The organism is Flavobacterium amnicola (genome assembly GCF_004122165.1).
Lineage (GTDB): Bacteria > Bacteroidota > Bacteroidia > Flavobacteriales > Flavobacteriaceae > Flavobacterium > Flavobacterium amnicola.
Genome location: NZ_SBKO01000002.1, coordinates 22,180 through 47,558 on the forward strand (window position 1 = coordinate 22,180; position 25,379 = coordinate 47,558).

At 35.2% G+C, this 25,379-nt stretch carries 27 protein-coding genes; 11 read left to right on the forward strand and 16 right to left on the reverse strand.

From position 1 onward, the window contains the following. Positions 1-18: 18 nt before the first annotated feature. A complete protein-coding gene (locus EQG63_RS05580; RefSeq protein WP_129435333.1) occupies positions 19-498 on the forward strand; it encodes an Lrp/AsnC family transcriptional regulator in 480 nt (159 codons plus the stop codon). 45 nt (positions 499-543) lie between these two features. Then, positions 544-1,053: a DinB family protein gene (locus EQG63_RS05585; protein WP_129435335.1), complete on the forward strand. Its 510-nt coding sequence runs from the start codon at positions 544-546 to the stop codon at positions 1,051-1,053. Here the strand turns inward: EQG63_RS05585 and EQG63_RS05590 are convergent. Genes EQG63_RS05590 through porX form a run of 4 tightly spaced genes read right to left on the reverse strand, consistent with a single transcriptional unit; the run spans position 1,048 to position 4,653 of the window. Next, a complete protein-coding gene (locus EQG63_RS05590) occupies positions 1,048-1,422 on the reverse strand; it encodes a DUF4258 domain-containing protein (RefSeq protein WP_129435337.1) in 375 nt (124 codons plus the stop codon). The genes EQG63_RS05585 and EQG63_RS05590 overlap by 6 nt on opposite strands. A gap of 35 nt (positions 1,423-1,457) precedes the next feature. Then, on the reverse strand, positions 1,458-2,651 hold the full coding sequence (locus EQG63_RS05595) for an alanine dehydrogenase (RefSeq protein ID WP_129435340.1): 1,194 nt from the start codon (positions 2,649-2,651) through the stop codon (positions 1,458-1,460). Positions 2,652-2,693: 42 nt separating this feature from the next. Next, the gene (gene tsaE / locus EQG63_RS05600; protein ID WP_129435342.1) at positions 2,694-3,101 is read right to left on the reverse strand and encodes a tRNA (adenosine(37)-N6)-threonylcarbamoyltransferase complex ATPase subunit type 1 TsaE; all 408 of its coding nucleotides are present in this window, start codon (positions 3,099-3,101) and stop codon (positions 2,694-2,696) included. A 1-nt stretch (position 3,102) separates the two neighbouring features. Further along, positions 3,103-4,653 carry a T9SS response regulator signal transducer PorX gene (gene porX / locus EQG63_RS05605; RefSeq protein WP_129435344.1) on the reverse strand — a complete coding sequence of 517 codons (1,551 nt, stop codon included), beginning with the start codon at positions 4,651-4,653 and terminating at the stop codon, positions 3,103-3,105. A gap of 122 nt (positions 4,654-4,775) precedes the next feature. On the opposite strand from porX, the gene EQG63_RS05610 reads away from it, so the two are divergent. From EQG63_RS05610 to sucD, 8 genes are all read left to right on the forward strand, one after another. Continuing rightward, positions 4,776-6,011 (forward strand): HD domain-containing protein, encoded by a 1,236-nt coding sequence (locus tag EQG63_RS05610; protein ID WP_129435883.1) that lies wholly within the window; start codon positions 4,776-4,778, stop codon positions 6,009-6,011. Positions 6,012-6,092: 81 nt separating this feature from the next. After that, positions 6,093-7,112, forward strand: a complete 1,020-nt coding sequence (lpxD, locus tag EQG63_RS05615; protein ID WP_129435347.1) for a UDP-3-O-(3-hydroxymyristoyl)glucosamine N-acyltransferase — start codon at positions 6,093-6,095, stop codon at positions 7,110-7,112. A gap of 3 nt (positions 7,113-7,115) precedes the next feature. After that, positions 7,116-8,504, forward strand: coding sequence for a bifunctional UDP-3-O-[3-hydroxymyristoyl] N-acetylglucosamine deacetylase/3-hydroxyacyl-ACP dehydratase (locus tag EQG63_RS05620; RefSeq protein ID WP_129435349.1), 1,389 nt, complete (start codon positions 7,116-7,118; stop codon positions 8,502-8,504). 3 nt (positions 8,505-8,507) lie between these two features. Then, positions 8,508-9,293 (forward strand): acyl-ACP--UDP-N-acetylglucosamine O-acyltransferase, encoded by a 786-nt coding sequence (gene lpxA, locus EQG63_RS05625; RefSeq protein ID WP_129435351.1) that lies wholly within the window; start codon positions 8,508-8,510, stop codon positions 9,291-9,293. 36 nt (positions 9,294-9,329) lie between these two features. Then, positions 9,330-9,896 carry an elongation factor P gene (gene efp / locus EQG63_RS05630; protein WP_129435353.1) on the forward strand — a complete coding sequence of 189 codons (567 nt, stop codon included), beginning with the start codon at positions 9,330-9,332 and terminating at the stop codon, positions 9,894-9,896. A gap of 2 nt (positions 9,897-9,898) precedes the next feature. Beyond that, entirely contained in the window at positions 9,899-10,840 is a 942-nt protein-coding gene (locus tag EQG63_RS05635; protein ID WP_129435355.1) for a UDP-3-O-(3-hydroxymyristoyl)glucosamine N-acyltransferase, read from the forward strand. Next, on the forward strand, positions 10,830-11,192 hold the full coding sequence (locus tag EQG63_RS05640) for a nuclear transport factor 2 family protein (protein ID WP_129435357.1): 363 nt from the start codon (positions 10,830-10,832) through the stop codon (positions 11,190-11,192). The genes EQG63_RS05635 and EQG63_RS05640 overlap by 11 nt, the downstream gene beginning before the upstream one ends. Positions 11,193-11,304: 112 nt before the next feature. Next, complete coding sequence (gene sucD, locus EQG63_RS05645) at positions 11,305-12,177, forward strand: succinate--CoA ligase subunit alpha (protein WP_129435359.1); 873 nt, start codon at positions 11,305-11,307, stop codon at positions 12,175-12,177. Positions 12,178-12,375: 198 nt separating this feature from the next. Here sucD and EQG63_RS05650 read toward each other — a convergent pair whose 3' ends face one another. The 9 genes from EQG63_RS05650 to recJ all read right to left on the reverse strand — a co-directional run bounded on the left by EQG63_RS05650 (position 12,376) and on the right by recJ (position 21,646). Beyond that, complete coding sequence (locus EQG63_RS05650) at positions 12,376-12,807, reverse strand: DUF1801 domain-containing protein (protein ID WP_129435361.1); 432 nt, start codon at positions 12,805-12,807, stop codon at positions 12,376-12,378. Between the two features lie 30 nt (positions 12,808-12,837). Beyond that, the gene (locus tag EQG63_RS05655; RefSeq protein WP_129435363.1) at positions 12,838-13,452 is read right to left on the reverse strand and encodes a VOC family protein; all 615 of its coding nucleotides are present in this window, start codon (positions 13,450-13,452) and stop codon (positions 12,838-12,840) included. A gap of 4 nt (positions 13,453-13,456) precedes the next feature. Then, positions 13,457-13,954: an SRPBCC family protein gene (locus tag EQG63_RS05660; protein WP_129435365.1), complete on the reverse strand. Its 498-nt coding sequence runs from the start codon at positions 13,952-13,954 to the stop codon at positions 13,457-13,459. 3 nt (positions 13,955-13,957) lie between these two features. Continuing rightward, on the reverse strand, positions 13,958-14,461 hold the full coding sequence (locus EQG63_RS05665) for an SRPBCC family protein (protein ID WP_129435367.1): 504 nt from the start codon (positions 14,459-14,461) through the stop codon (positions 13,958-13,960). Continuing rightward, a complete protein-coding gene (locus EQG63_RS05670; RefSeq protein ID WP_129435369.1) occupies positions 14,451-14,777 on the reverse strand; it encodes an ArsR/SmtB family transcription factor in 327 nt (108 codons plus the stop codon). The genes EQG63_RS05665 and EQG63_RS05670 overlap by 11 nt, the downstream gene beginning before the upstream one ends. Positions 14,778-14,911: 134 nt before the next feature. Continuing rightward, complete coding sequence (locus tag EQG63_RS05675) at positions 14,912-15,634, reverse strand: LOG family protein (protein ID WP_129435371.1); 723 nt, start codon at positions 15,632-15,634, stop codon at positions 14,912-14,914. Positions 15,635-15,746: 112 nt separating this feature from the next. Then, positions 15,747-18,578: an excinuclease ABC subunit UvrA gene (gene uvrA, locus EQG63_RS05680; RefSeq protein ID WP_129435373.1), complete on the reverse strand. Its 2,832-nt coding sequence runs from the start codon at positions 18,576-18,578 to the stop codon at positions 15,747-15,749. Positions 18,579-18,707: 129 nt separating this feature from the next. Then, positions 18,708-19,958 carry an MFS transporter gene (locus EQG63_RS05685; RefSeq protein WP_129435375.1) on the reverse strand — a complete coding sequence of 417 codons (1,251 nt, stop codon included), beginning with the start codon at positions 19,956-19,958 and terminating at the stop codon, positions 18,708-18,710. Then, entirely contained in the window at positions 19,958-21,646 is a 1,689-nt protein-coding gene (gene recJ, locus EQG63_RS05690; RefSeq protein ID WP_129435377.1) for a single-stranded-DNA-specific exonuclease RecJ, read from the reverse strand. The genes EQG63_RS05685 and recJ overlap by 1 nt, the downstream gene beginning before the upstream one ends. Before the next feature lie 131 nt (positions 21,647-21,777). On the opposite strand from recJ, the gene ade reads away from it, so the two are divergent. After that, complete coding sequence (gene ade / locus EQG63_RS05695) at positions 21,778-23,400, forward strand: adenine deaminase (protein ID WP_129435884.1); 1,623 nt, start codon at positions 21,778-21,780, stop codon at positions 23,398-23,400. Here ade and EQG63_RS05700 read toward each other — a convergent pair. From EQG63_RS05700 to EQG63_RS05710, 3 genes are read right to left on the reverse strand one after another with little or no spacing between them, the layout of a single operon-like run. Continuing rightward, positions 23,392-23,736 (reverse strand): HopJ type III effector protein, encoded by a 345-nt coding sequence (locus EQG63_RS05700; protein WP_129435380.1) that lies wholly within the window; start codon positions 23,734-23,736, stop codon positions 23,392-23,394. The two genes, ade and EQG63_RS05700, sit on opposite strands and share 9 nt — an antisense overlap. Next, complete coding sequence (gene rsmI, locus EQG63_RS05705; protein ID WP_129435382.1) at positions 23,729-24,430, reverse strand: 16S rRNA (cytidine(1402)-2'-O)-methyltransferase; 702 nt, start codon at positions 24,428-24,430, stop codon at positions 23,729-23,731. Before rsmI ends, EQG63_RS05700 begins: the two co-directional genes overlap by 8 nt. Continuing rightward, entirely contained in the window at positions 24,431-25,333 is a 903-nt protein-coding gene (locus EQG63_RS05710; protein WP_129435384.1) for a hypothetical protein, read from the reverse strand. Positions 25,334-25,379 lie beyond the last annotated feature (46 nt).

Sequence of the window (25,379 nt, forward strand, 5' to 3'; positions counted from 1 at the left end):
AAACACAAATATAAATATATGAGCAAGTTTCGTCTAGATGAAGTAGATCATCAAATTCTTGATATGTTGATAGACAACACAAGAATTCCTTTCACTGATATTGCAAAAAAACTTTTAATTTCTGCGGGTACAGTGCACGTTCGTGTAAAAAAATTAGAAGATGCAGGAATTATTCAAGGTTCTTCTTTGACATTGGATTATGAAAAATTGGGTTATTCTTTCATAGCGTATGTTGGTGTATTTTTAAACAATACCTCTCAAACTAAATTTGTTTTGGAGCGTATTAATGAGATTCCTTATGTAACGGTAGCGCACGTAACTACTGGAAAATTCAACATTTTCTGTAAAATTAGAGCTAGAGATACTAAGCATGCTAAAGATGTAATCTATATGATAGATGATATTGAAGGGGTGTACAGAACCGAAACGATGATTTCGCTAGACGAAAGTATCAATGATAAAAAACGCTTAATGCATACTATTTTTAGAGAAATGTAATATAGAAAGACCTTGAAAAAGGTCTTTTTTTATATCTTTATATTTATGAAAAATTTACATCCATCAGAATACCCGGAAAATTACACTCCGTATATCAATCAAGTTAAAAGTCTTGATATAGTTGAGGCTTTAAAAGACAATCTTAATGATTTTGTGAATTTTATTGAAAGCATTCCTTTGGAAAAACACGAGTTTCAGTATCTTCCAGGGAAATGGACAATCAAAGAAATTGTGCTTCATATCACTGATGCTGAACGTATATTTGGATATAGAGCGCTTCGTTTTGCGAGATTTGACGCTACTCCTTTAGCAGGTTTTGAAGAAAATGATTATGTGCCTATTTCTAATGCAAATAATCGAGATATGAAATCGCTATTAGCTGAATTTATTGCAGTTAGAAAAGCAACTATCGCTTTGTTTGAAAATTTTACAGATGAAATGTTAGCACATAAAGGGATTTCTTCGAATAAGGAAATTTCTGTGCGTGCTCTGGGGATTATAATCTCAGGACATTGCATTCACCATCAAAACGTAATACGAGAAAGGTATTTATAGTTTTTTAATATCTTTTAAAACAGCTCTGTTCTCGTAGTTTTCCACTGTTAATTCGATTTTTTGATTTTTGGTGGTTTGTCCTTCAATTACGTATAGTTTGGCAGCACCAACTTTTACATTACTTCTGTCGAAGTCAACATCTCCAAGGGTTAAGGTGTTTTTTATATCTAAGGTGTCAATCCATTCTTCGGCTAGAACTTTAGAAGCAGCATCCGAATAATGAAACGACTTGGTTCGGATGTTATTTAATACTCTTTCGTTAGGGAAATAACTACAGCGCGTGGCTTTTTTACTGAAAACAAAATACACAATAATACTTCCGCCTAACGCGCCAAATAAGTAATAACTTAAACGAGATATAAAATTCATTTCCTTTTTTTTGGCAAAAGTACTAAAGAATAGTGTTAAAACACAATTAAATTAATATCTCTATATGTTAAATCAAACCATTCGCCAATATTCTTGTTGGTTAGAATTCCGTGGTAAAAATAAACGCCATTTTTTAGTCCAGCATCACATCGAATAGCACTTTCCAATCCGCCATCATCAGCGATTTGTAATAGGTAAGGGGTGATGATGTTACTTATGGATAACGAAGCGGTTTTGGAATAACGTGAAGGAATGTTAGGAACGCAATAATGGGTAACGCCGTGTTTGATAAAAGTTGGGTTTTCGTGTGTCGTAATTTCGGAAGTTTCAAAGCAGCCGCCCGTGTCAATACTTACGTCAACAATAACAGAGCCTTTTTTCATGTGCGAAACCATGTCTTCAGTGACAACAATCGGAGTTCTATATTTTCCTCGCATGGCACCAATAGCGACATCGCAACGGCGTAATGATTTTAAAAGGGTTTTATTTTGAATGGTTGATGTGAAAACGCGTTGTTGTAAATTGTTTTGTAAACGACGTAATTTTGTAATCGAATTATCAAATACTTTTACCGAAGCACCTAGGCCTAGAGCGGTTTTAACGGCATATTCGGCAACAGTTCCGGCGCCAAGAATCACTACTTCGGTTGGTCGAACTCCTGTAATGTTTCCAAAAAGCAATCCGTTTCCTCCTTTTCCACAAGTCATTAATTCGGCGGCAACCAGAACGGATGCGGTTCCTGCGATTTCACTCAATGATTTTACTGCTGGAAAAGAATTGTCGTCGTCTTTAATATATTCGAAAGCCAAAGCAGTGATTTTTTTCTTTTTTAAGGCTTCGAAATATTCTTTTTTTCTTGTTTTTAATTGTATGGCAGAGATCACAATAGTTTGTGATTTCATCATTTCAATTTCTGCAATTGTAGCTGGTTCCACTTTTAAAATCAGTGGACAATCAAAAACCTTTTGAGTATCGTGTGTGATTTCAGCTCCGGCATCGCTGTACTCTTTGTCGGAATAACTGGCATTTTTACCTGCGCCTGCTTCCATTAAAATACGATGCCCATGATTAGTAATCGAACTAACGGCTTCGGGAGTAAGGCAAATACGACGCTCTTGAAAAGAAGTCTCTTTTGGTATTCCAATGAAAAGTTCACTTTTATGTCTAGCAACTTCTAATTTTTCTTCCTGTGGAAGTAAATCTTTCTTGCTAAATGGGGTAATGGCCATGATTGATAGTTTGTTTGGCACAAATTACGAAAATTATCACAACTACTCCAAAATTAGCTGTCTTTTTCCGTCCTCTAAAACGGATATAGTAATTACCGAGTAGTTTTCTGGAAGTAAATCAGGAATTTTTTCTGCCCATTCAATAAAACACCAATTACCGGAATATAAATACTCGTCAATCCCCATGTCCAAGGCCTCAGCTTGCGATTTTAATCGGTAAACATCAAAATGGTAAACTAATTGATTGTTAGCGGTTTGGTATTCATTAACTAAACTAAAGGTTGGACTACTAGTAGCGTCTTCAACTCCTAATGTTTTACACAATATTTTAATCAAAGTGGTTTTTCCGGCACCCATTTCGCCATTAAAAAGAATGACTTTTTCGGGATTGGCATCAATTATTTTTTGTGCCACTTCGTGAATGTCTTGTAAGTAATATTCTAGTTTCATTTTATTTTTTAGGTGAAAAAACTAAAAACGGTACAATCATTTCTTCTAACGAGATTCCTCCATGTTGGTAGGTATTTCGGTAATAGCTTACATAGTGATTGTAATTGTTTACATAAGCCAAGAAATAATCATTTTTGGCAAAAATATACGAACTGGTCATGTTTACAATAGGTAATCCAATTTTTTTAGGATCTTTTACGGCATACACATCTTTTTGTTCGTATGTCAAACTGCGTCCCGTTTTGTAGCGTAAATTCAAACTCGTGTTTTTGTCGCCAATTACTTTGGATGGATTTTTACAATTAATAGTTCCGTGATCAGTAGTTAAAATTAATTTGAACCCTAATTTTTGAGCCTGTTGAATAATGTCTAATAGGGGAGAGTTTTTAAACCAGCTCAATGTTAAGGAGCGATACGCTTTGTCATCGGAAGCCAGTTCTTTTACTACGTCCATATCGGTTTTAGCGTGCGAAAGCATGTCAACAAAGTTGTACACCAACGCAACCAGTTTTTTATCTTTTAAAGCTTTGAAATTTTCGGCTAATTTTTTTCCGTTGGCAAAATTAGTAATCTTAAAATATTCGTGCGGAATATCCATGCGTAAACGCTTCAACTGCTCGGTAAGAAATTCGGCTTCGTATAAATTTTTACCACCATCATCAATATCGTTTTTCCAATATTGCGGCAATTGTTTTTCCATATCGAGTGGCAATAACCCAGAAAAAATAGCATTTCTAGCATATTGCGTTGCTGTCGGAAGTATGGCGTAATATGCGGTTTCTTCTTCTAATTTGTAATGATTGTTTACGACGCTTTCAAAGGCTTTCCATTGATCGTAACGCAAATTGTCTATCACGATAAAAAGTACATTCTCTTCTTTTCTAAGTTCTGGAACGACTAGTTTTCTGAAAACTTCGTGCGATTGTACAGGCTTGTTTGCATTGGCATCGAACCATTTTTCGTAGTTTTTCTCAATGAATTTTCCGAATTGCGAATTGGCTTCTGCCTTTTGCGATTCCAATATTTGAAACATGTTTTGGTCGTCTATATTTTCCAATTCCAATTCCCAAAACAAAAGGCGTTTGTAAAATTCAGTCCATTCTTCAAAAGAATTCACCATTGCCATATCCATGGCTATTTTACGGAATTCTTTTTGGTAATCTAAAGTGGTTTTTTCAGAAATTAATCGAGAATGATCTAAGTTCTTTTTCAAACTCAATAAAATCTGATTCGGATTCACGGGTTTAATCAAATAATCGGCAATTTTAGAACCAATTGCTTCTTCCATGATATATTCTTCTTCACTTTTGGTAATCATAATTACAGGTACTGCCGATTTTTTCTCTTTCATTTCCGAAAGGGTTTCCAATCCGCTCATACCCGGCATATTTTCGTCTAAAAATACAATGTCGAAGTTTTCTTCTTGAAACAAATCAATTGCATCACGGCCATTATTACAAGTGGTCACCTGATAATTTTTCTTTTCAAGAAATAAAATGTGAGGCTTTAATAAGTCTATTTCGTCGTCTACCCAAAGGATTTTTATGTTCATAGTTTCTTAATTTCTGTTGCAATTTACTATTTAATAAACTTTGGTTTCTTAAAAATAGTATAAAGATTCGAGTTTTTTTTAATCCTTCCGAATTGTTATATTTGTCTAAATTCAAAAAAAAAGTGAGCAATACCAATAAACTTAAGATATTTAACGATCCAATTTACGGATTTATAACAATTCCCAATCCCTTAATTTACGATTTAATTCAACATCCGTATTTCCAACGGTTACGTCGTATTTCTCAAATGGGAATGTCTTATTTGGTATATCCGGGAGCCAATCACACTCGTTTTCATCATGCTTTGGGTTGTTTGCATATCATGCAAAAAGCAGTAGGAGTTTTACGTTTTAAAAATGTGCAGATTTCTGAAGCGGAAGAAAACGCCCTTTACATTGCAATTTTATTGCATGATATTGGTCACGGACCTTTTTCGCATGCCATGGAACATAGTATTGTGGAAGATGTGCATCATGAAGAAATTTCTTTATTGTTTATGACGAAACTAAATAAAGAATTTGACGGAAAATTAGATCTAGCGATTCAAATATTTAAAGGAGAATACCATCGAAAATTTATGTTGCAATTGATATCGAGTCAGTTGGATATGGATCGAATGGATTATCTAAAACGCGATAGTTTTTATAGTGGAGTAGAAGAAGGAAAAATCAATTCGGATCGTTTGATTCAAATGATGAATGTGGTGGATGATGTCTTGGTAATTGAAGAAAAAGGGATTTATTCGGTTGAGAAATTTTTAATGGCACGGCGCTTAATGTATTGGCAAGTGTATTTGCATAAGACAAGTCTGGTGGCGGAATTAATTCTGACAAAAACCTTAAAAAGAGCCAAAGAATTGTATCAAAAAGGGGTTGCAATTGAATGTAGTAAACCACTTTACTTCTTTGTTGAAAATAAAATTTCTTTTGCCGATTTTAATGATGATGTATTGAATGAATTTGCGAAATTAGATGATACAGATATAATTGGAGCTATAAAGAACTGGCAGTATCACGAGGATTTTACATTAAGTACTTTGAGCAAGATTATAATTAACAGAGATTTGCTAAAAATAAAAATGGGAGAGGATAAATTTTCTTCTGAGGAGATTCAGGATTTAATAGAGCAGTTTTCAAGCGAAAACAATGTTTCGCTTCAAGAAGCAAAATATTTTGTGTTTAAAGGAAAAATTAAAAATCAAGCCTATAGTAAAGTAGCCGAACCTATTCGAATTCTTCAAAAAGACGGTAGTTTAGAAGATGTCGCTATTTTATCCGACCAATTGAGTTTAAAAGCTTTATCAAAACAAGTCACCAAGTATTTTTTGTGTTATCCAAAACAACTGCTTAAAAGTTAAATTATCTTAACAAAATTTTTTACTTTTGTTGCGCTAAATGACTTTTGAGTATATTTACTTTATAAGTTCTAAAAGTTTTAAATGAAATTTACAGCCGAACAGATAGCGGGAATTTTAGAGGGTGAAGTAGTAGGTAATCCTAATGCTGAAGTTTCTAAATTGTCTAAAATTGAAGAAGGAATCGATGGTTCTTTGACTTTTTTGGCGAATCCAAAATACAACAACTACATCTACGAAACAAAAGCTACGATTACCATTGTAAACAATACTTTTGTACCTGAAAATGAAATTTCGACTACTTTAATAAAAGTAGAAGACGCCTATAAAGCTTTTTCAAAACTATTGGAATTTTACAACCAAATAAAATTGAATAAAGTCGGAATAGAAGTCCCTTGTGTTTTGTCGGAATCGGCTTCACACGGTGACCATTTTTATTTAGGGGCTTTTAGCTACATTGGTGAAAATGTTGTTATTGGAAATAATGTAAAAATATATCCAAATTCATTCGTTGGCGATAATGTCACGATTGGTGATAATACTATAATTTTTGCAGGTGCTAAAATATATTCCGAAACCGTAATTGGTAAAAATTGTACCATTCATTCGGGAGCTGTTGTAGGAGCAGATGGTTTTGGGTTTGCTCCAAATGAAAATGGAGAATACAGTAAAGTGCCACAAATTGGTAATGTTATTATTGAAGATAACGTAGATATCGGTGCCACGACTACTATCGATAGAGCTACTTTGGGTTCAACGGTTATTCGAAAAGGAGTGAAGTTGGACAACCAAATTCAAATTGCTCATAATGTAGAAATTGGAGAGAATACCGTTATTGCGGCACAAACCGGAATTGCGGGTTCTACCAAGATTGGAAAAAACTGCATGATTGGTGGACAAGTAGGTATTGCAGGTCATTTGACTATTGGAAACGGAGTGAAAATTCAAGCCCAATCGGGTATCGGAAGAAATATAAAAGACAACGAAGTGTTGCAAGGAAGTCCAGCTTTAGGATATGCCGATTACAATAAATCGTACGTTCACTTTAAAAATCTTCCAAAAATAGTTTCAGAAATTCAAGAATTAAAAAAGAAAAATAATTAAATCATGGTTAAGCAAAAAACCATCCAATCAGAAATTACACTAAAAGGTGTTGGATTACATACAGGGAAAGAAGTAACAATGACTTTTAAACCTGCGCCAGTGAATAACGGATTTACATTTGTTCGTGTCGATTTAGAAGGACAACCCATAATTGAAGCAGATGCTACTTATGTTGTAAATACGCAACGAGGCACTAATTTAGAAAAATTAGGAGTAATGATTCAAACTCCAGAACATGTTTTGGCAGCTTTGGTAGGATGTGATTTAGATAATGTTATTATTGAATTAGATGCTTCTGAACTTCCTATTTTAGATGGTTCTTCCAAATATTTTGTGGAAGCTATCGAGAAAGTTGGAGTTGTAGAACAAGAAGCTGAACGTTTTGTATATGTGGTTAAAGAAGTGATTTCTTATACTGATGAGACAACGGGAAGTGAAATTACAGTAATTCCATCTGATGATTATTGTGTAACTGCCATGGTCGATTTTGGTACTAAAGTGTTAGGAACTCAAAATGCCAATATGAAAAGTATTTCAGAATTTAAATCTGAAATCGCCGATTGTAGAACCTTCAGTTTTTTACACGAATTGGAAATGCTTTTAGAGCACGGATTAATAAAAGGAGGTGACCTAAATAATGCTATTGTATATGTAGATAAAGAATTGTCTCCAGAAACAATGGAAAAATTAAAAGTAGCTTTCGGAAAAGAAAAAATATCAGTAACGCCAAATGGAGTTTTGGATAACTTAACGCTGCATTACCCAAATGAAGCAGCAAGACACAAACTACTTGATGTTGTGGGTGATTTGGCTTTAATCGGAACTAAAATTAAAGGTAAAGTAATTGCAAACAAACCGGGGCATTTTGCCAATACACAGTTTGCAAAAAAAATAGCTAAAATTATCAAAAACGAGCAAAGAAATAATATTCCTGTTTATGACTTGAATAAAGAGCCATTAATGGATATTCATAAAATCATGGCGATGCTGCCTCACAGACCTCCATTTTTATTAGTGGATCGTATTTTAGAAATGTCGGATACGCATGTGGTTGGATTGAAAAATGTAACAATGAATGAAGATTTCTTTATTGGGCATTTTCCAGGAGCACCCGTTATGCCAGGTGTTTTAATCGTGGAGGCGATGGCACAAACTGGAGGGATTTTAATTTTAAGTACTGTTCCAGACCCAGAAAATTATTTGACTTATTTTATGAAAATAGATAATGTTAAATTCAAACATAAAGTATTACCAGGCGATACCTTAACTTTTAAACTTGATTTACTTTCTCCAATTCGTAGAGGAATTTGTCATATGCAGGCAAATGCATATGCTAATGGTAAATTAGTGGCAGAAGCAGAATTAATGGCACAAATCGCTAAAAAACAATAAGATATGAATCAACCTTTAGCATATGTACATCCTGGTGCAAAAATCGCCAAAAATGTAGTGATTGAACCTTTTACTACAATTCATAATAATGTAGTGATTGGAGAAGGTACTTGGATTGGTTCTAATGTGACCATCATGGAAGGCGCCAGAATTGGAAAAAACTGTAATATTTTCCCAGGTGCAGTAATTTCGGCTGTGCCACAAGATTTGAAATTCGGTGGTGAAGATTCACTTGCTGTAATTGGAGATAATACCACTATTCGTGAATGTGTTACCATTAATAGAGGAACTGTTGCCTCTGGACAAACAACTATTGGAAACAATTGCCTTATCATGGCAACGGCACACATTGCTCACGATTGCCATATTGGTAATAACGCGATTGTAGTAAACGGAGTAGCTTTGGCCGGACATGTAACAGTTGGTAATTTTGCTATTATTGGTGGTTTAGCAGCTGTACACCAGTTTATTTCTATAGGTGATCATGCAATGATTTCTGGAGGTTCATTGGTTCGTAAAGATGTTCCACCATTTACAAAAGCTGCTAAAGAACCACTTTCTTATGTCGGAATTAATTCGGTTGGATTACGACGTAGAGGTTTTACTTCTGAAAAAATTAGAGAAGTGCAAAATATCTACAGAATTTTATACCAAAAAAATTACAATACTTCTCAAGCTATGGCAATTATCGAAGCCGAAATGGAAGCTACTCCAGAACGTGACGAAATTTTAGATTTTATCAGAAATTCATCACGCGGAATTATGAAAGGCTACACCGGAAGTATTTAAAAATTAGCATAAATAAAAATTTAGAAATAAAACAAAATGGCAAGTACTGCAGACATTAGAAACGGATTATGTATTAAACACAATCACGATATTTATAAAATCATTGAATTCCTCCACGTAAAACCAGGTAAAGGACCAGCTTTCGTAAGAACGAAACTGAAATCGTTAACTAATGGAAAAGTATTAGACAATACTTTTTCTGCTGGACATAAAATTGATGTAGTACGTGTTGAAACGCATACTTTCCAATATTTATATGCTGAAGGAAATCAATTTCATTTCATGAATAACGAAACGTTTGAGCAAATTACATTAAACAAAGACATTTTAGATGCTCCCGATTTATTGAAAGAAGGAACTAATGTAATGGTTCAAATTAATACAGAAACCGATTTGCCTCTTGCCGTTGATATGCCTGCTTCTATTGTTTTGGAAGTAACCTATGCGGAACCAGGAGTAAAAGGAAACACTGCTACTAACGCTACTAAACCAGCTACAGTTGAAACAGGAGCGCAAGTAAATGTACCTTTGTTTATTAACGAAGGAGATAAAATTAAAATTGATACCGCTTCTGGTGCTTATATGGAGCGTGTAAAAGAATAATAATGAAGTTTCCACAAACACATACACTTAAAGAAATTGCAACCATTATTGGTTGTCAATTTGTTGGAGATGAAAATTTCTCTGTTCTCGGTATGAATGAAATTCACGTTGTAGAACCTGGAGATATTGTGTTTGTTGACCACCCTAAATATTATGACAAAGCGTTACAGTCGGCGGCTACTATTGTTTTAATCAACAAAGAAGTAGCATGCCCAGAAGGTAAAGCGTTGTTGATTTCTGATGATCCTTTCAGAGATTTTAATAAACTGACCCGTCATTTTAGACCTTTTCAGTCTTCAAATGTTGCGATTGCCCCTTCGGCTAAAATAGGAGAGGGAACGATTATTCAACCGAACTGTTTTGTTGGAAATAATGTAGTAATCGGTAGTAATTGTTTGATTCATTCCAATGTTTCAATTTATGATAATACGGTAATTGGAGATAATGTAATTATTCACTCCGGAACCATTTTAGGAGCCGATGCTTTTTATTATAAAAAACGTCCTGAAGGCTTCGATCAATTGCTTTCTGGTGGAAGAGTTGTCATTGAAGATAATGTTGGAATTGGTGCTTTGTGCACCATTGACAAAGGAGTTACTGGAGATACAACCATTGGTGCCGGAACTAAAATTGACAATCAAGTACATGTTGGACACGATACTGTAATCGGTAAAAAATGTTTAATCGCTTCTCAAACTGGAATTGCAGGATGTGTGGTGATTGAAGATGAGGTTACGTTGTGGGGACAAGTGGGAACTACCAGTGGAATCAAAATTGGTTCGAAAGCTGTGGTAATGGGACAAACAGGTGTAACCAAATCGATTGATGGGGGTAAAACTTACTTTGGAACACCAGTAGAAGAATCTCGTGAAAAATTGAAACAATTAGCAAATCTTAAAAGACTACCCGAAATACTTAATAAACTGAACCAAAATGAAGGCTAAAGAGATTGTAAAGAATTTATATAAATCGGATGCACTGAGAGATAGTCAATTGTTGGATAATTTCCTACATCCTGATATTTCTTTAGATTGGCACAGTAGTAAAGGGTTTCTTCGCATGAACAAAGAAGAAATGCTAAATCTTGCCGATGAATTAAAAAAGGCATACGAGTCTTCCCGTGTCTATATTAATCATCTTTTAGAAGAGGATGGAGTGGTTACAGTACGTTATATTCACTATGTTAAAACTATCGAAAACCCTAGAGAAGAAATGGTTTTGGCCAATTTTATTGTCATTTGGGAGTTGAAAGACGGTAAATTGTATCGTGGGTATCAAATGAGCCAATTGAATTAATTTTAAAATTTTAATGGTGTTTTATTCAAAAAAACTGGATCCTAGTTACTGAATACTGAACACTTTTTAATACTTTTGCATCACTAAAAATTAAACATAACAAACAAATACTATGAGTGTTTTAGTCAATAAAAATTCAAAAATAATCGTTCAAGGTTTTACAGGAAGCGAAGGAACTTTCCATGCTTCACAAATGATTGAATACGGAACCAACGTTGTTGGTGGTGTAACTCCAGGAAAAGGAGGAACTTCTCACTTAGATCGTCCAGTATTTAATACAGTAAAAGATGCTGTAGATCAAGCAGGTGCCGATACTTCTATCATTTTTGTACCGCCAGCTTTTGCAGCTGATGCGATTATGGAAGCTGCTGACGCAGGAATCAAAGTAATCATTTGTATTACTGAAGGTATTCCAGTGGCAGATATGATTAAAGCGTACGATTTCATCCAAGGAAAAGATTGTCGTTTAGTTGGTCCTAACTGTCCAGGAGTAATTACTCCAGAAGAAGCTAAAGTTGGTATCATGCCAGGTTTCGTTTTCAAAAAAGGAAAAGTTGGAATTGTTTCTAAATCAGGAACTTTAACCTACGAAGCTGCGGATCAAGTAGTACGTCAAGGTTTCGGAATTACAACTGCAATTGGTATTGGTGGAGATCCAATTATTGGAACTACTACTAAAGAAGCAGTAGAATTGTTAATGAACGATCCTGAAACAGAATGTATCATTATGATTGGTGAAATTGGTGGTCAATTAGAAGCAGATGCTGCTAAATGGATTAAAGCCGATGGTAACCGTAAACCAGTTGTTGGTTTTATTGCTGGTGAAACTGCACCAAAAGGAAGAACAATGGGGCACGCTGGTGCTATTGTTGGTGGTGCTGATGATACAGCTGAAGCTAAAAAACGCATCATGAGAGAAAACGGAATTCACGTAGTTGATTCTCCTGCAGAAATCGGTAAAAAAGTAAAAGAAGTTTTAGGATAGTCATTGCGAGCGAAGCGAAGCAATCTGTTCTAAATTCATCATATAAAAAGCGTCCTAAATTCGGGACGCTTTTTTTATTAATTCAACGCAACCTTTTATGTTATCATGCATCTATTAAATAGTTTGTTAATGAATAAATTTGGTTTGGTTATTATTAATGAACGCGTTACAATTGTAACGCGTTCATTATAATTTAGATTATTTTAAAGTTGTACTTGCAATACCAAATCGAATTGCCGCTTCCAGTGTATGTAAATTGATGTCTTTTATCGTTTTAAACTTGATGCAATAACCCGTTACACTCGCTTTACCAATTTCATTTCCAAAATTTTGTGGTAAATAGGTTTTATCTTCGATGCCCATGATATAAACCGAAATTCCAGTTGTATTTCCGCTCAAACCAATTTGATAAAAATCCCTAGATTTTCCATCTTTATAGGTAATGGTGTACAATCCATAACCAATATTGGGATTGGATACTATTTTGCCATTCGCATCTTTACCATCCAAAAACCATAATTGACAGTCTGGCATTATTTTCAAAATAAATTGATGTAATTCTTCTAATTCATTCCGTTTGGAATCTGTTTGACTGGCAATATACGTCCTGATTTGCTCTTCGATCTTCATTTTTCAGATGCTTGACAGATTGTTTTAAGGTTATTTAAGTTCGGAAAGTATTATTTTTTTTTGTTTCATCGTATTTCGCATCGCTTTTTCTCTCACAGCAACATCCTTGCTGTTGATTAGGTCAAAATATTCAACGGGAACAACCTGCCAAGATAATCCATACTTGTCTTTACACCAGCCACAAGATCCTTCAGTACCACCGTTTTCCGTCAAGGCATTCCAATAATAATCGACTTCCGCTTGATCTTTGCAATTAATAACAAAGGATATAGATTCATTAAACTTAAAATACGGACCGGCTGCTAAAATGCTAAATTCCATACCATTAATTTCCATAACAGCCGTTTCAAAGGTGTCTAAACCACCTTGTGCTTTTGCTTCCGGAGGGTTGTCGTACTGGTTATATTCTTTCAGTTTACCGTCCTTGAAAATAGAAAGGTAATAATTCACAACAGCCTTCGCATCTTTGTCTACCCATAAACAAGGGGTTATTTTTTGAGCTATCATATCTGTCTTTTTAGTTGAATTTTGATTAGAAATAGTATCCTTTTCACTGTTTTTGGTTGAATTCTGTTGAGAATTTGTACAACTCAGTAAAGTAACGCTCGTTAATACTGTCAAAAAAATAAGTGTATACTTTTTCATAGTATTATTTTATTAAAGTTACCAATAATTTTTCTAAGTTTTCAATTGACATGGTAAAGCCTTCTTTAAAGCCCATTTCTATCATTCTTTCTAATCGTTCAAGCGATTCGTTGTAGATGCTGATATGTACTTTTGTGATACCATTTTGTTCACTAAAATTATAGTCCCAATTAGAACCTGGTAATTCTGGGTTTTCATTTTGGTCGGCAAATGCATTGTGCATTTTAAAATTGGTTTTTGGCGTAATAGAAGTATACTCTTGAATTGACCAACGTTCTAATCCTTCGGGACTGACCATGGCATAAAATCGTTTTCCACCCACTTCAAAATTCATATATTTTGTTTTAGATGACCAAGGTTTTGGTGCCACCCATTGATCTAATAATTCAGCTTTGGTAAAAGCATCCCAAACTAACGGAAGTTCGGCATCAAATTCTCTAGTGATATACACTTTTTGGGCAGATTTATCTACCGTAAAATCGAATTGCAAATTAGTTTTCATTTTTTAGTTATTTAGTTGCGTTAATAAATCTTCTAATTGGTTTATTGCCATAGTGAAGCCTTCTTTTAATCCCATTTGGATGATGTTTTCTAAGGCTTCAACGGTTTCAAAATTTAGTATTACTTGAACTTTTGAAATAGAATTGTTTTCAGAAAAACGAGTTGTCCAATTCATGCTTGGCATTTCTGTCATATCTTCACCGTTTTCATTGCAAAATGCGTCTTTGTATGAAAATGAGTTTAAGTTTTCGATTTTTTTATAATTCGCTTTGCAATAATGTTTTTCATTTTCTGGACTTATCATAGCATAAAACCATGTACCTCCATTTTCGAAATTCATTGAAATGGTTTCGTTTTTGTAGGGTAGTGGCGCCCACCACTGGTCGAGAATTTCTGGTTTTGTCCAAGCGTCCCAAACTAGTTGAATACCAGCCTCAAATTCTTTGTGAATTGTAATGGTTTTGTTTTCCTTATTTACAAGAAAATCAAATAATAAATTAGTCTTCATTTTTTAGTTTTTTAAGTGTTGTTAATACCTTATCAAGTTGGTTAAAACGAGTTTCCCAAATTTTTCTATATTGTTCTAACCATTTATCAATTTCTTTCATTTTTTCTATTTCAAGCGAATAGTATATTTCTCTGCCGAGTTGTTCTTGTTTGACCAAATCACATTCGGTTAAAATTTTCAGATGCTTTGAAATCGCTTGTCGGGAAGTGTTGAAATTTTCAGCAATTGTATTTGGTGTCATTGCTTGTATAGCAATTAAAGAAATAATTGCTCTTCTTGTTGGATCTGCAATGGCTTGAAAAACATCTCTTCTCATTTTATTTTTTATTAAGCAACTAATCAGTTGCAAATATATATGCAACTTTTCGGTTTCGCAAATTTTAAAGATAATATTTTATGTATTTCTTTTTAGTTATAAAAAAACCTCCAGTTTTACTGAAGGTTTTGCTATTAGAAGTTTGGAGATAAATTGTATTTTTTATAGAAATTATCTAACGCCGCTACCACTTCGTCTTCGGTATCAACGATTTGAATTAAATCCATATCACCAGGGCTAACGGTTTTTTCTTGGTTGATCATGATTTCTTTTACCCAATCAATTAAACCTTTCCAGAATTGACTTCCCACTAGAATAATAGGGAATTTGCCAATTTTTTTGGTTTGAATTAAAGTAATCGCTTCAAACAATTCGTCTAGCGTACCAAATCCACCCGGCATTACTACAAATCCTTGTGAATATTTAACAAACATTACTTTACGGACAAAGAAATAATCGAAATTTAGGTTTTTGTCTTTGTCAATATACGGATTGAAATGTTGTTCAAAAGGCAATTCAATGTTTAATCCTACGGAAGTTCCTTCGCCACGATGTGCTCCTTTATTTCCGGCTTCCATAATTCCAGGACCACCACCAGTAATCACACCATAACCCGCTTTACTGATTTTGTAAGCAATACTCTCTGCCAAAAGGTAATATTTATCGTCTGGTTTGGTTCTTGCCGATCCAAATATAGAAACACAAGGACCAATTCTAGCCATGCTTTCGTATCCGTTAACAAATTCGGACATGATTTTAAATATTGCCCAAGAATCGTTCGTGCGAATCTCGTTCCAAGTTTTTTGTTTTAACTTATCGTGAATTTTTTCATCTTCATTTAAAAAATCTTCTTTCATTTTCTTGTCATTTCGAGCATCTAATTATTTTGCTCATCGTTATTATCTATATTTTTTTTGAGTTTTCATTTTGGTGCCTGAGGCTCACGAAGGCACCTGAAAAATCAGCCGTCTAAAGTAATTCTTTTTTTAGAAACTGCGCAGTATAGCTCTTTTTATTTTTTGCAATTTCTTCGGGAGTGCCTTTGGCAATGACTTCACCACCGCCTTTTCCGCCTTCCATACCGATGTCAATAATATAATCGGCAAGCTTAATTACGTCCATGTTGTGTTCGATAATAAGTATCGAATTTCCTTTGTCGACCAACTTATGAATTACATCCATCAATACTCGGATATCCTCAAAATGCAAACCTGTAGTGGGTTCGTCCATGATGTAAAAGGTATTACCAGTATCTTTTTTGGATAATTCGGTAGCCAATTTTATACGTTGTGCTTCACCGCCGGAAAGCGTAGTGCTTTGTTGGCCAAGGGTGATATAACCCAATCCAACATCTTGAATGGTTTTTATTTTGCGATAGATTTTCGGAATATTTTCAAAGAAAGGCACTGCTTCATCTACGGTCATGTTCAACACATCTGAAATGGATTTTCCTTTGTAACGAATTTCCAAAGTTTCTCTGTTGAAACGCTTGCCTTGACAGCTTTCGCATTCGACATACACATCAGGTAAGAAACTCATTTCAATGGTACGAACGCCACTTCCTTCGCAGGTTTCACAACGGCCGCCTTTCACATTGAAGCTAAATCGACCGGCTTTGTATCCGCGAATCATCGCTTCTGGTGTTTGCGTGTATAAACTTCTAATTTCGGTAAAGACTTCAGTGTAGGTTGCCGGATTCGAACGTGGAGTACGCCCAATTGGACTTTGATCAATATCAATAACTTTGTCAATATGCTCTAAACCTTCAATTTTTTTATAGGGTTGTGGTTTTTTTACGGCGTTGAAAAAATGTTCGTTTAAAATAGGGTATAGGGTTTCGTTAATCAAAGTTGATTTTCCAGAACCCGAAACACCGGTCACACAAATCAACTGACCCAAAGGCAATTCGATGGAAACATTTTTTAAATTATTCCCAGAAGCTCCGGTTAGTTTTAAAGATTTTCCATTGCCTTTTCGACGTTTTTTAGGTACTTCAATTTTCATTATACCACTCATATACTGAGCTGTAGTGGTTTTTTCCTGAAGTAATGCTTTAGGAGTTCCTTCGCTAATAATTTGCCCACCATACTTACCGGCTTTTGGACCAATATCAATCACATAATCGGCACGCTCTATCATGTCTTTGTCATGTTCGACAACCAAAACGGAGTTACCAATGTCGCGAAGTTGTTCCAACGAATGGATTAGCTTTTCGTTATCTCTTTGGTGTAGACCAATACTAGGCTCGTCTAAAATATAGAGTACCCCAACCAATTGCGAACCAATTTGAGTGGCCAAACGAATGCGTTGCGCTTCGCCACCCGATAGTGATTTCGAATTACGGCTTAAGGATAAATAATTCAATCCTACATCCATTAAAAACTGCAAACGGGCTTTAATTTCTTTTAAAACCTCGGAAGCAATTGCTTTTTGTTTTTCGGATAGTTTGGTTTCGATATTAGCAAACCATTCGGTTAGTTCGGAAATATCCATATTGGATAATTCGGCAATATTTTTATTGTTGATTTTGAAATAAAGGGCTTCTTTTTTTAATCGAGATCCTTCACATTCAGGGCAATTGACTTCATCCATGAATTCTTTTGCCCAGCGTTTGATAGAAGTTGACTCGGATTCGTCGTGCTGCGATTTGATGAAGTTGGAAATTCCTTCAAACTCAATTTTATATTCTTTGGTAACACCTGCTGTTTTCGAATTAATCGAAAATTTTTCGTTACCTCCGTTTAAAATCATCTCCATGGCCTCTTCTGAAATGGTTTCAACAGCATCAGTCAGTTTAAAATTGAATTTTTCTCCAATAATTTCTAACTGTTTGAAAATCCAACTCGATTTGTATTCGCCAATAGGCACCAATCCACCATTTTTAATAGACAATTTCGGATTTGGAATTATCTTTTTGATGTTGATTTCATTCACAATTCCTAGGCCTTTACAATGTTCACAAGCGCCTTTTGGGGAGTTGAAAGAAAATAAATTGGGTTCAGGATTTGGATAAGAAATACCAGTACTCGGACACATTAAGTTTCGACTAAAAAAACGAATTTCATTGGTGTCTTGATCTAAAATCATCAATACGTTTTCACCATGGTACATCGCAGTTTTAATGCTTTCATTAAGTCGCTTTTCATTATCCAAGCTATCATCAATTACCAATCGATCAATAACAATTTCGATATCATGTGTTTTGTATCGATCGAGTTTCATGCCTGGTAAAATATCTTGTACTTCACCATTAACGCGTACTTTCAAAAAGCCTTGTTTGGTTATTTGTTGGAATAGTTCGGCATAATGTCCTTTACGTGCTCGGATAATTGGTGCTAAAATATTAATGCGTTTTCCTTTAAAATCTAGCGAAATTAAATCTTTGATTTGCTCATCGGAATAGGAAACCATTTTCTCACCAGTGTTGTAACTATAGGCATCACCGGCTCTTGCAAATAACAAACGTAAAAAATCATATATTTCAGTAATAGTACCAACGGTCGAGCGTGGACTTTTACTTGTCGTTTTTTGTTCGATGGCGATGACAGGGGAAAGTCCGTCGATTTTATCCACATCAGGTCGCTCCAATCCACCCAAAAATTGACGAGCATATGCGGAAAAAGTTTCGATATAGCGACGTTGACCTTCGGCATAAATGGTGTCGAAGGCTAAAGATGATTTCCCAGATCCAGACAAACCAGTAATTACCACTAGTTTTTCACGAGGAATTTTAACATCTATATTTTTAAGATTGTGTGCACGAGCACCAATGATTTCAATAAAATCTTCTGAATTCTGCATAGTTTTTTGGCAAAACACAAAGGTAGCTTTTTTGGCTCAATTTTTAGTTATTCGTAATGAGGAAAGAGAAAAAGGGAAATGAATAATATGTATTTATAAACTAACCCCTTATAGCTTATGACTTACTACTTATCCCTTATTGTCAACATCTAAATCTCTAAATTCAGGAGAAACTACTGCTGTGGTTCCAACCACCACTAAGGTCATTATTCCACCAAAAACTACCGCTGGAACTACTCCCATAAGTTTGGAAGTAAAGCCACTTTCAAAAGCGCCTAATTCGTTAGAAGAACCAACAAATATTGAATTCACAGAAGAGACACGACCGCGCATGTAATCTGGGGTGTATAACTGTAAAATGGTAGAACGAATTACTACCGAAATGCCATCAGTAACACCACTTAAGAATAAAGCTATGACTGAAATCCAAAAATTTGTGGATAGACCGAAAATAATAATACAAATTCCAAAGCCAAAAACGGCAACTAAAAGTTTTTTTCCAGCATTGTGATTCAAATCGAATTGTGTGGCAGCCAACATCGTGAGCAATCCACCAACAGCAGGAGCCGCTCTTAAAATTCCGAATCCTTCTGAACCCACTTTAAGAATATCGGTAGCAAAAATAGGGAGTAGGGCAACAGCACCGCCAAATAATACGGCAAACATGTCCAAAGAAAGGGCATTCAAAACGGTTTTATTTTGGAAGACAAAGGTGATGCCTTCTTTTAAGCTGGTAAAGATAGGTTCGCCTAATTTCGGATTCATAATAGGTTTTGCTGCAATTCTTGTCACTGCAAAAAAGGCCAATAAAATACTTACGACCACCAAAACCATCGAGCCAAAAACACCCATCCAACCAATAGTAAAACCAGCTAATGCAGGTCCAAATACTGCAGCTACCTGCCAAGTCGAACTACTCCAAGCTGCTGCATTCGGTTTGTCGGCATTCGGAACTATTAATCCTAATAAACTAAAAACAGAAGGAATGATAAAAGCACGAATAATTCCGCCTAAAAATACCAGTGCATAAATAGCATATAAAGTGGTGTTTTTTGATAAGGTTGCCGTGATTTCAGGTTTCACCAATACACATAATAAAATACTTACGAATAGCAATCCGATAAGGCATTTGATCAGCATCGATTTCTTTTCGTTCTGATCGACGATATGCCCAGCAAATAAGGCCATGGTTATGGCTGGAATCACTTCCATTAACCCTATTAATCCTAAAGATAAGGGGTCTTTGGTGAGACGATAGACTTCCCATTCAATCAATACAAACTGCATGGACCATGCCAATACCATTCCCAATCGCATGAGAAGAAACCATTGGAATTCTTTTATTTTTAAAGAGGAGTAAGGGTCTTTTTTTTGCTTCATTATTTTATATCACGTAATTGTAATTGTAAACTTACCGTTCCATTCCATTCGTTTTCTTCAATAGAGTAGATGGCATCAAATGATTTTCTATCTTTTGCAATACTTATTTTTTTACCTAAACCAAATCCGATAGCGCCAAATCCTTCAGAATCTGATTGTTTTACAAATAATTTTAAATGCTCATTGTCATTCCCTAATGTTTTGGGGTAACCTGTATCATTTAATTTCGTACTCAAAAAAAGCGGAGTCATATTTTCGGGACCAAAAGGCTCAAATTGTTTTAAAATGCGCATCATTCTTTCATTAATATCGGATAAGTCAATTTCTGCATCAACCGAAATTTCTGGAATTAATAAATCTGGATGAATGGTTTTATGGACCACTTCTTCAAATTTATTTTTAAAAGCTTGATAATTTTCTTCTTTCAATGTCATTCCAGCGGCATACATATGTCCGCCGAATTGTTCTAAATATTCGGAACTTGCTTCCAAAGCATTATAGACATCAAAATCTTTTACAGAACGTGCCGATGCGGCCAATTTATCACCACTTTTAGTAAAAACCAATGTTGGTCGATAGTAGGTTTCAATCAATCGCGATGCTACAATTCCAATCACGCCTTTGTGCCAATCCTCTTGGTATACAACGGTTGTGAAACGTTCGATTTCGTTGTTGTTTTCAATTTGTAATAAGGCTTCTTTGGTGATTTGTTTGTCTAAATCTTTTCTATCGGCATTGTGTTGTTCAATTTCCGAAGCAAACAGTTCGGCTTGTTGCAAATCAAATTCTGTCAGTAACGCTACTGCTTCATTTCCGTGCTTAATTCTTCCTGCGGCATTAATTCGCGGAGCAATGATAAAAACGACATCCGTAATGGTTAAGATTTTCTTTTTGATGTTTTGAATTAAGGCTTTTATTCCGGGACGCGGACTGGAATTGATGACTTCCAATCCAAACTTTGCCAATACACGATTTTCACCAGTGATGGGAACAATATCTGCAGCGATAGCAGTGGCAACCAAATCCAAATACGGAATCAAGTCGGCAATTGTTTGGTTTCTGTTTTTGGCTAAGGCTTGAATTAACTTAAAACCCACACCACAACCACACAATTCTTTATAGGGATAGTTACAATCGGAACGTTTTGGGTCTAAAACCGCAATCGCATTGGGTAAAGTATCTCCAGGGCGATGGTGGTCACAAATGATAAAATCGATTCCTTTTTGATTGGCATAATCAATGTGCTCTATAGATTTTATGCCACAATCGAGGGCAATAATTAAAGTAATTCCGTTATCTTCAGCATAATCAATGCCTTTGAAAGAAATGCCGTAGCCTTCGTCATAGCGATCTGGAATGTAGGTTGCAACGTTAGGATAATAACTTTTTAGGTAACTGCTGAGTAATGAAACGGCAGTAGTGCCATCCACATCATAATCACCAAAAATGAGAATGTTTTCTTCGTTTGAAATCGCTTTTTCAATTCGATTTACAGCCTTGTCCATATCTTTCATTAAATACGGATTATGCAAATCATCTAAAGTAGGGCGGAAGAAGGATTTGGCTTGCTCAAACGTTTCGATACCTCGTTGAAGGAGTAAAGTAGCAATGATTTCATCGACTTGTAAGTCATTTTGTAAGGCTTGAATTTTTTGTTTTTCTGGCTTTGATTTTAATGTCCAACGCATAAATTTTAATTTAAAGGAGTAGAATTGTCTTAGATTTCAAAGTTAAATAAAATTGATGTATAATCGATAGTATTTCCAAATTCAACAAATAAAAATAACTACTTTTGAATCCCATTAATTTAAATTCGATTATGCAAATTCAAGGACAAATTGTAGATATAGCGAACCAACGCATTTATTCAGGTGAAATTACCGTAGCAAACGGAAAAATTACCAGTATTATTGAAAAAGAACACGAAGTAAAAACCTTTATTCTTCCTGGATTTATTGATGCTCACATTCATATTGAAAGCTCTATGTTGGTTCCTTCTGAATTTGCAAGGCTAGCAGTTTTACATGGTACTGTTGGAACGATTTCAGATCCACATGAAATTGCTAATGTATTGGGAAAAGAGGGTGTCTATTACATGATTGAAAATAGCAAACAAGTTCCGTTGAAATTCCATTTTGGAGCACCTTCTTGTGTGCCGGCAACTTCCTTCGAAACGGCTGGTGCAGTAATTGATTCGGACGGAATTAAAGAATTATTAGCCTCTCCAGATATTCATTATTTGGCAGAAATGATGAACTATCCAGGCGTTTTGTTTGAGGATGAAGAAGTAATGAAGAAAATTGCCTGGGCGAAGCATTTTAACAAACCCGTCGATGGTCATGCACCAGGACTAAGAGGAGAGCCGATTAAAAAATATATTGCTGCGGGAATTACGACCGACCATGAGTGTTTCACTTATGAGGAAGCCAAAGAAAAACTATCTTTAGGGATGAAAGTGATTATTCGTGAAGGAAGTGCAGCTAAAAATTTTGACGCTTTAGTCGATTTGCTTCCTGATAATTTCGAAAACATGATGTTTTGTTCGGATGACAAACACCCGGATGATTTAATTGTAAGTCATATCAATGCGTTGTGCACCAGAGCTGTTGCCAAAGGAATGGATTTGTTTAAAGTCTTGCAAGTAGCCTGTGTTAATCCAGTGCATCATTATAATATGAATGTAGGATTGCTGCAAGTGAATGATGCTGCCGATTTTATTGTGGTGGAAGATTTAGTGCATTTTAAAGTTCAAAAAACGTTTATCAATGGAAATTTAGTCGCTGAAAATGGCATTTCTTTTGTTGAAAAAGTGGCTTTTGAAACCCCTAATAATTTCAATATTGAAAAGAAAGATGTAGCGGATTTCGAAGTAGTCAGTAAAGCGGAAACCATTCGAGTGATTGAAGCTTTGGAAGGACAATTGATCACCAATGAAATACATTGTAAGTCGATGATTCAAAACGGAAAATTAGTTTCTGATGTGGCTAATGATGTGTTAAAAATGGCAGTGGTGAATCGCTATCGTAATGAAAAACCAGCAATTGCTTTTATCAAAAACTTCGGATTAAAACAAGGTGCTATTGCGAGTTCGGTTGCACACGATTGTCACAATATTGTAGTAGTGGGAACTTCTGACGAAGAAATTTGCAAAGCAGTTAATTTGTTAATTGAAAATAGAGGTGGCGTTTGTGCTGTAAATGGCTCAGAAGCTAAATCCTTAGCTTTACCTGTTGCCGGAATTATGAGTGATCAAGATGGTTGGGAAGCAGGACGATTGTATCAGGAAATAGATGAAATGGCTAAAAGTTTAGGAAGCCCATTAAAAGCACCTTTTATGACCTTATCGTTTATGGCCTTATTGGTAATTCCAGACTTAAAACTTTCTGATAAAGGATTGTTTAGTGGGAAATCGTTCGAATTCGTGAATTTGGAACTAAATTAATGCTAAAGCGTCTCCATCAAATGCAATTCCATTCCAACCGAATTGCATAAAGTTGCGAATGTTTTGATGGTCCTCAGCCTTAGGAGTATTGATAACATCTAGATAATAATTACCAAATAAACGCAGCGTTTCCTCTTGGTTCAACTGATGTAATTGTGCAAAAGCAAATATTTTACAGGAGCCATTGTTTTCTCCAATTCCGTTGTGTTGATTGCCATTTTTGAATGCAGTAGGCGCGAAATGGTAGTTTTCGTCTATAACAGCAATGGTTTCTGGAAAGCTGATAAATCCAGTATTGTTTTTTAATTTTTCTATAAAAAGGGTGATATTATTCATCGTCTTTTCTTTTTTCTTTGGATATTGTTTTTCCTGCCACACATACAACAATTTCTCCTTTAGGTGGTTTGGCTTCAAAGTGTCTCAAGACTTCTTCTGCAGTACCGCGAACGGTTTCTTCGTGCAACTTAGACAATTCTCTAGAAACGGAAACTTGTCGGTCGGCTCCAAAATATTGGATGAATTCTGCTAACGTTTTAACCAATTTATGAGGCGAAACATATAGGATCATCGTTCGTGTTTCTTCAGCTAAAGCCAAATAACGCGTTTGACGCCCTTTTTTATCCGGTAAAAAACCTTCAAAAACAAATTTATCATTCGGTAAGCCGCTATTGACTAAAGCCGGTACAAAGGCAGTAGCTCCTGGTAAACAATCGACTTCAATATTGTTTTCTACACAAGCTCTGGTAAGTAAAAAACCAGGATCGGAAATAGCAGGGGTTCCTGCATCGGAAATCAGTGCAATATTTTCTCCCGCTTGAATGCGTTTGATGATGTTTTCAACGGTCTTGTGTTCGTTATGCATATGATGGCTATGCATGTGTGTAGCAATTTCGAAATGCTTTAATAATTTCCCACTAGTTCGAGTGTCTTCCGCTAAAATTAAATCAACTTCTTTCAACACTTTTATAGCGCGAAAGGTCATATCTTCTAGATTTCCAATAGGAGTAGGGACGAGGTATAACTTTCCCATTTATGCAAATTTACTTTCCACAAATTCCATAAAACGAGAAGCAAATTCTTCTTTTCCTTCCCATTCGTTATAATCAGGTTTTACCATTTCATCAATAAAATTCTTGGCATCTTCAAAATTGTCGAACGTGGCAATTTGAGAGATTACTCTATTCAAATCCTCAGTGCTTCCATCAAAAAGATTTTTTTCAAACGCCACCCTGTCGTTCAAGGTCAAACCCGAACTTTTGGTCATTTTATCATTCAAATTTGCAGCTGGTTTTTCACTTACTTTTTCAAAAGCAATTTCTGTAAAATCCGGAACAAATTCGGTGGTTAATGCTACTTTTTCTTTTGGAGTTTCCTCGATTTTATCTTCAATAATTTTGGTAATTGGTGTCGGAATAATTTCTTCTTTTTTTACCTCCGAAACACGGTCAAATACAGGTTCAGGTTGAATGGTATTCAGGATATCGTCGAAAGAAATTTGTTTTTTATCAGGAGTTGGAATCGCAATAATAGGCTCTTCTTTTTTGACTTCTTCCAAAACTTGTTCTGGAAGAGCTTCGGCAACTTTTACTGCTTCTTTAGGCGTTTCAATAGGCTTTGCTTCGGTCTTGATTATTTTTTCTTCCTTTTTGACTTCCGCTTTTTCAACTATTTTAACTTCTTCCTCTTCTTCCTTCAGTTCGGCCACAACAATCTTTTCGTCAAAATCGAAAGCGTGTTCTAATTTCACTTCAATATCATGTAAACCAATGGTTGGTTTTACTTCATCAAAATTTTCTTCAACAAACAATAAAACAGATAGCTTTTCGTATAATTTTTGCGTTTCGTGATGTAATTCACGAACATCTTCCTTGTTTTTAAGTTTTAAAATTCGGTGTGCAATACTCATTAATTCGGCTTCTAACTTCTTTTTCATCGGTTTGTTTTGTTTTTTTAGTTGAATTTATTCTAAAATTATTAAT

Bases quoted from the DNA above. Each gene is read 5' to 3' on its own strand.
- EQG63_RS05580 (WP_129435333.1), top strand. From the start codon at position 19: ATGAGCAAGTTTCGTCTAGATGAAGTAGATCATCAAATTCTTGATATG.
- EQG63_RS05585 (WP_129435335.1), top strand. From the start codon at position 544: ATGAAAAATTTACATCCATCAGAATACCCGGAAAATTACACTCCGTAT.
- EQG63_RS05590 (WP_129435337.1), bottom strand. From the start codon at position 1,422: ATGAATTTTATATCTCGTTTAAGTTATTACTTATTTGGCGCGTTAGGC.
- EQG63_RS05595 (WP_129435340.1), bottom strand. From the start codon at position 2,651: ATGGCCATTACCCCATTTAGCAAGAAAGATTTACTTCCACAGGAAGAA.
- tsaE (WP_129435342.1), bottom strand. From the start codon at position 3,101: ATGAAACTAGAATATTACTTACAAGACATTCACGAAGTGGCACAAAAA.
- porX (WP_129435344.1), bottom strand. From the start codon at position 4,653: ATGAACATAAAAATCCTTTGGGTAGACGACGAAATAGACTTATTAAAG.
- lpxD (WP_129435347.1), top strand. From the start codon at position 6,093: ATGAAATTTACAGCCGAACAGATAGCGGGAATTTTAGAGGGTGAAGTA.
- EQG63_RS05620 (WP_129435349.1), top strand. From the start codon at position 7,116: ATGGTTAAGCAAAAAACCATCCAATCAGAAATTACACTAAAAGGTGTT.
- lpxA (WP_129435351.1), top strand. From the start codon at position 8,508: ATGAATCAACCTTTAGCATATGTACATCCTGGTGCAAAAATCGCCAAA.
- efp (WP_129435353.1), top strand. From the start codon at position 9,330: ATGGCAAGTACTGCAGACATTAGAAACGGATTATGTATTAAACACAAT.
- EQG63_RS05635 (WP_129435355.1), top strand. From the start codon at position 9,899: ATGAAGTTTCCACAAACACATACACTTAAAGAAATTGCAACCATTATT.
- EQG63_RS05640 (WP_129435357.1), top strand. From the start codon at position 10,830: ATGAAGGCTAAAGAGATTGTAAAGAATTTATATAAATCGGATGCACTG.
- sucD (WP_129435359.1), top strand. From the start codon at position 11,305: ATGAGTGTTTTAGTCAATAAAAATTCAAAAATAATCGTTCAAGGTTTT.
- EQG63_RS05650 (WP_129435361.1), bottom strand. From the start codon at position 12,807: ATGAAGATCGAAGAGCAAATCAGGACGTATATTGCCAGTCAAACAGAT.
- EQG63_RS05655 (WP_129435363.1), bottom strand. From the start codon at position 13,452: ATGAAAAAGTATACACTTATTTTTTTGACAGTATTAACGAGCGTTACT.
- EQG63_RS05660 (WP_129435365.1), bottom strand. From the start codon at position 13,954: ATGAAAACTAATTTGCAATTCGATTTTACGGTAGATAAATCTGCCCAA.
- EQG63_RS05665 (WP_129435367.1), bottom strand. From the start codon at position 14,461: ATGAAGACTAATTTATTATTTGATTTTCTTGTAAATAAGGAAAACAAA.
- EQG63_RS05670 (WP_129435369.1), bottom strand. From the start codon at position 14,777: ATGAGAAGAGATGTTTTTCAAGCCATTGCAGATCCAACAAGAAGAGCA.
- EQG63_RS05675 (WP_129435371.1), bottom strand. From the start codon at position 15,634: ATGAAAGAAGATTTTTTAAATGAAGATGAAAAAATTCACGATAAGTTA.
- uvrA (WP_129435373.1), bottom strand. From the start codon at position 18,578: ATGCAGAATTCAGAAGATTTTATTGAAATCATTGGTGCTCGTGCACAC.
- EQG63_RS05685 (WP_129435375.1), bottom strand. From the start codon at position 19,958: ATGAAGCAAAAAAAAGACCCTTACTCCTCTTTAAAAATAAAAGAATTC.
- recJ (WP_129435377.1), bottom strand. From the start codon at position 21,646: ATGCGTTGGACATTAAAATCAAAGCCAGAAAAACAAAAAATTCAAGCC.
- ade (WP_129435884.1), top strand. From the start codon at position 21,778: ATGCAAATTCAAGGACAAATTGTAGATATAGCGAACCAACGCATTTAT.
- EQG63_RS05700 (WP_129435380.1), bottom strand. From the start codon at position 23,736: ATGAATAATATCACCCTTTTTATAGAAAAATTAAAAAACAATACTGGA.
- rsmI (WP_129435382.1), bottom strand. From the start codon at position 24,430: ATGGGAAAGTTATACCTCGTCCCTACTCCTATTGGAAATCTAGAAGAT.
- EQG63_RS05710 (WP_129435384.1), bottom strand. From the start codon at position 25,333: ATGAAAAAGAAGTTAGAAGCCGAATTAATGAGTATTGCACACCGAATT.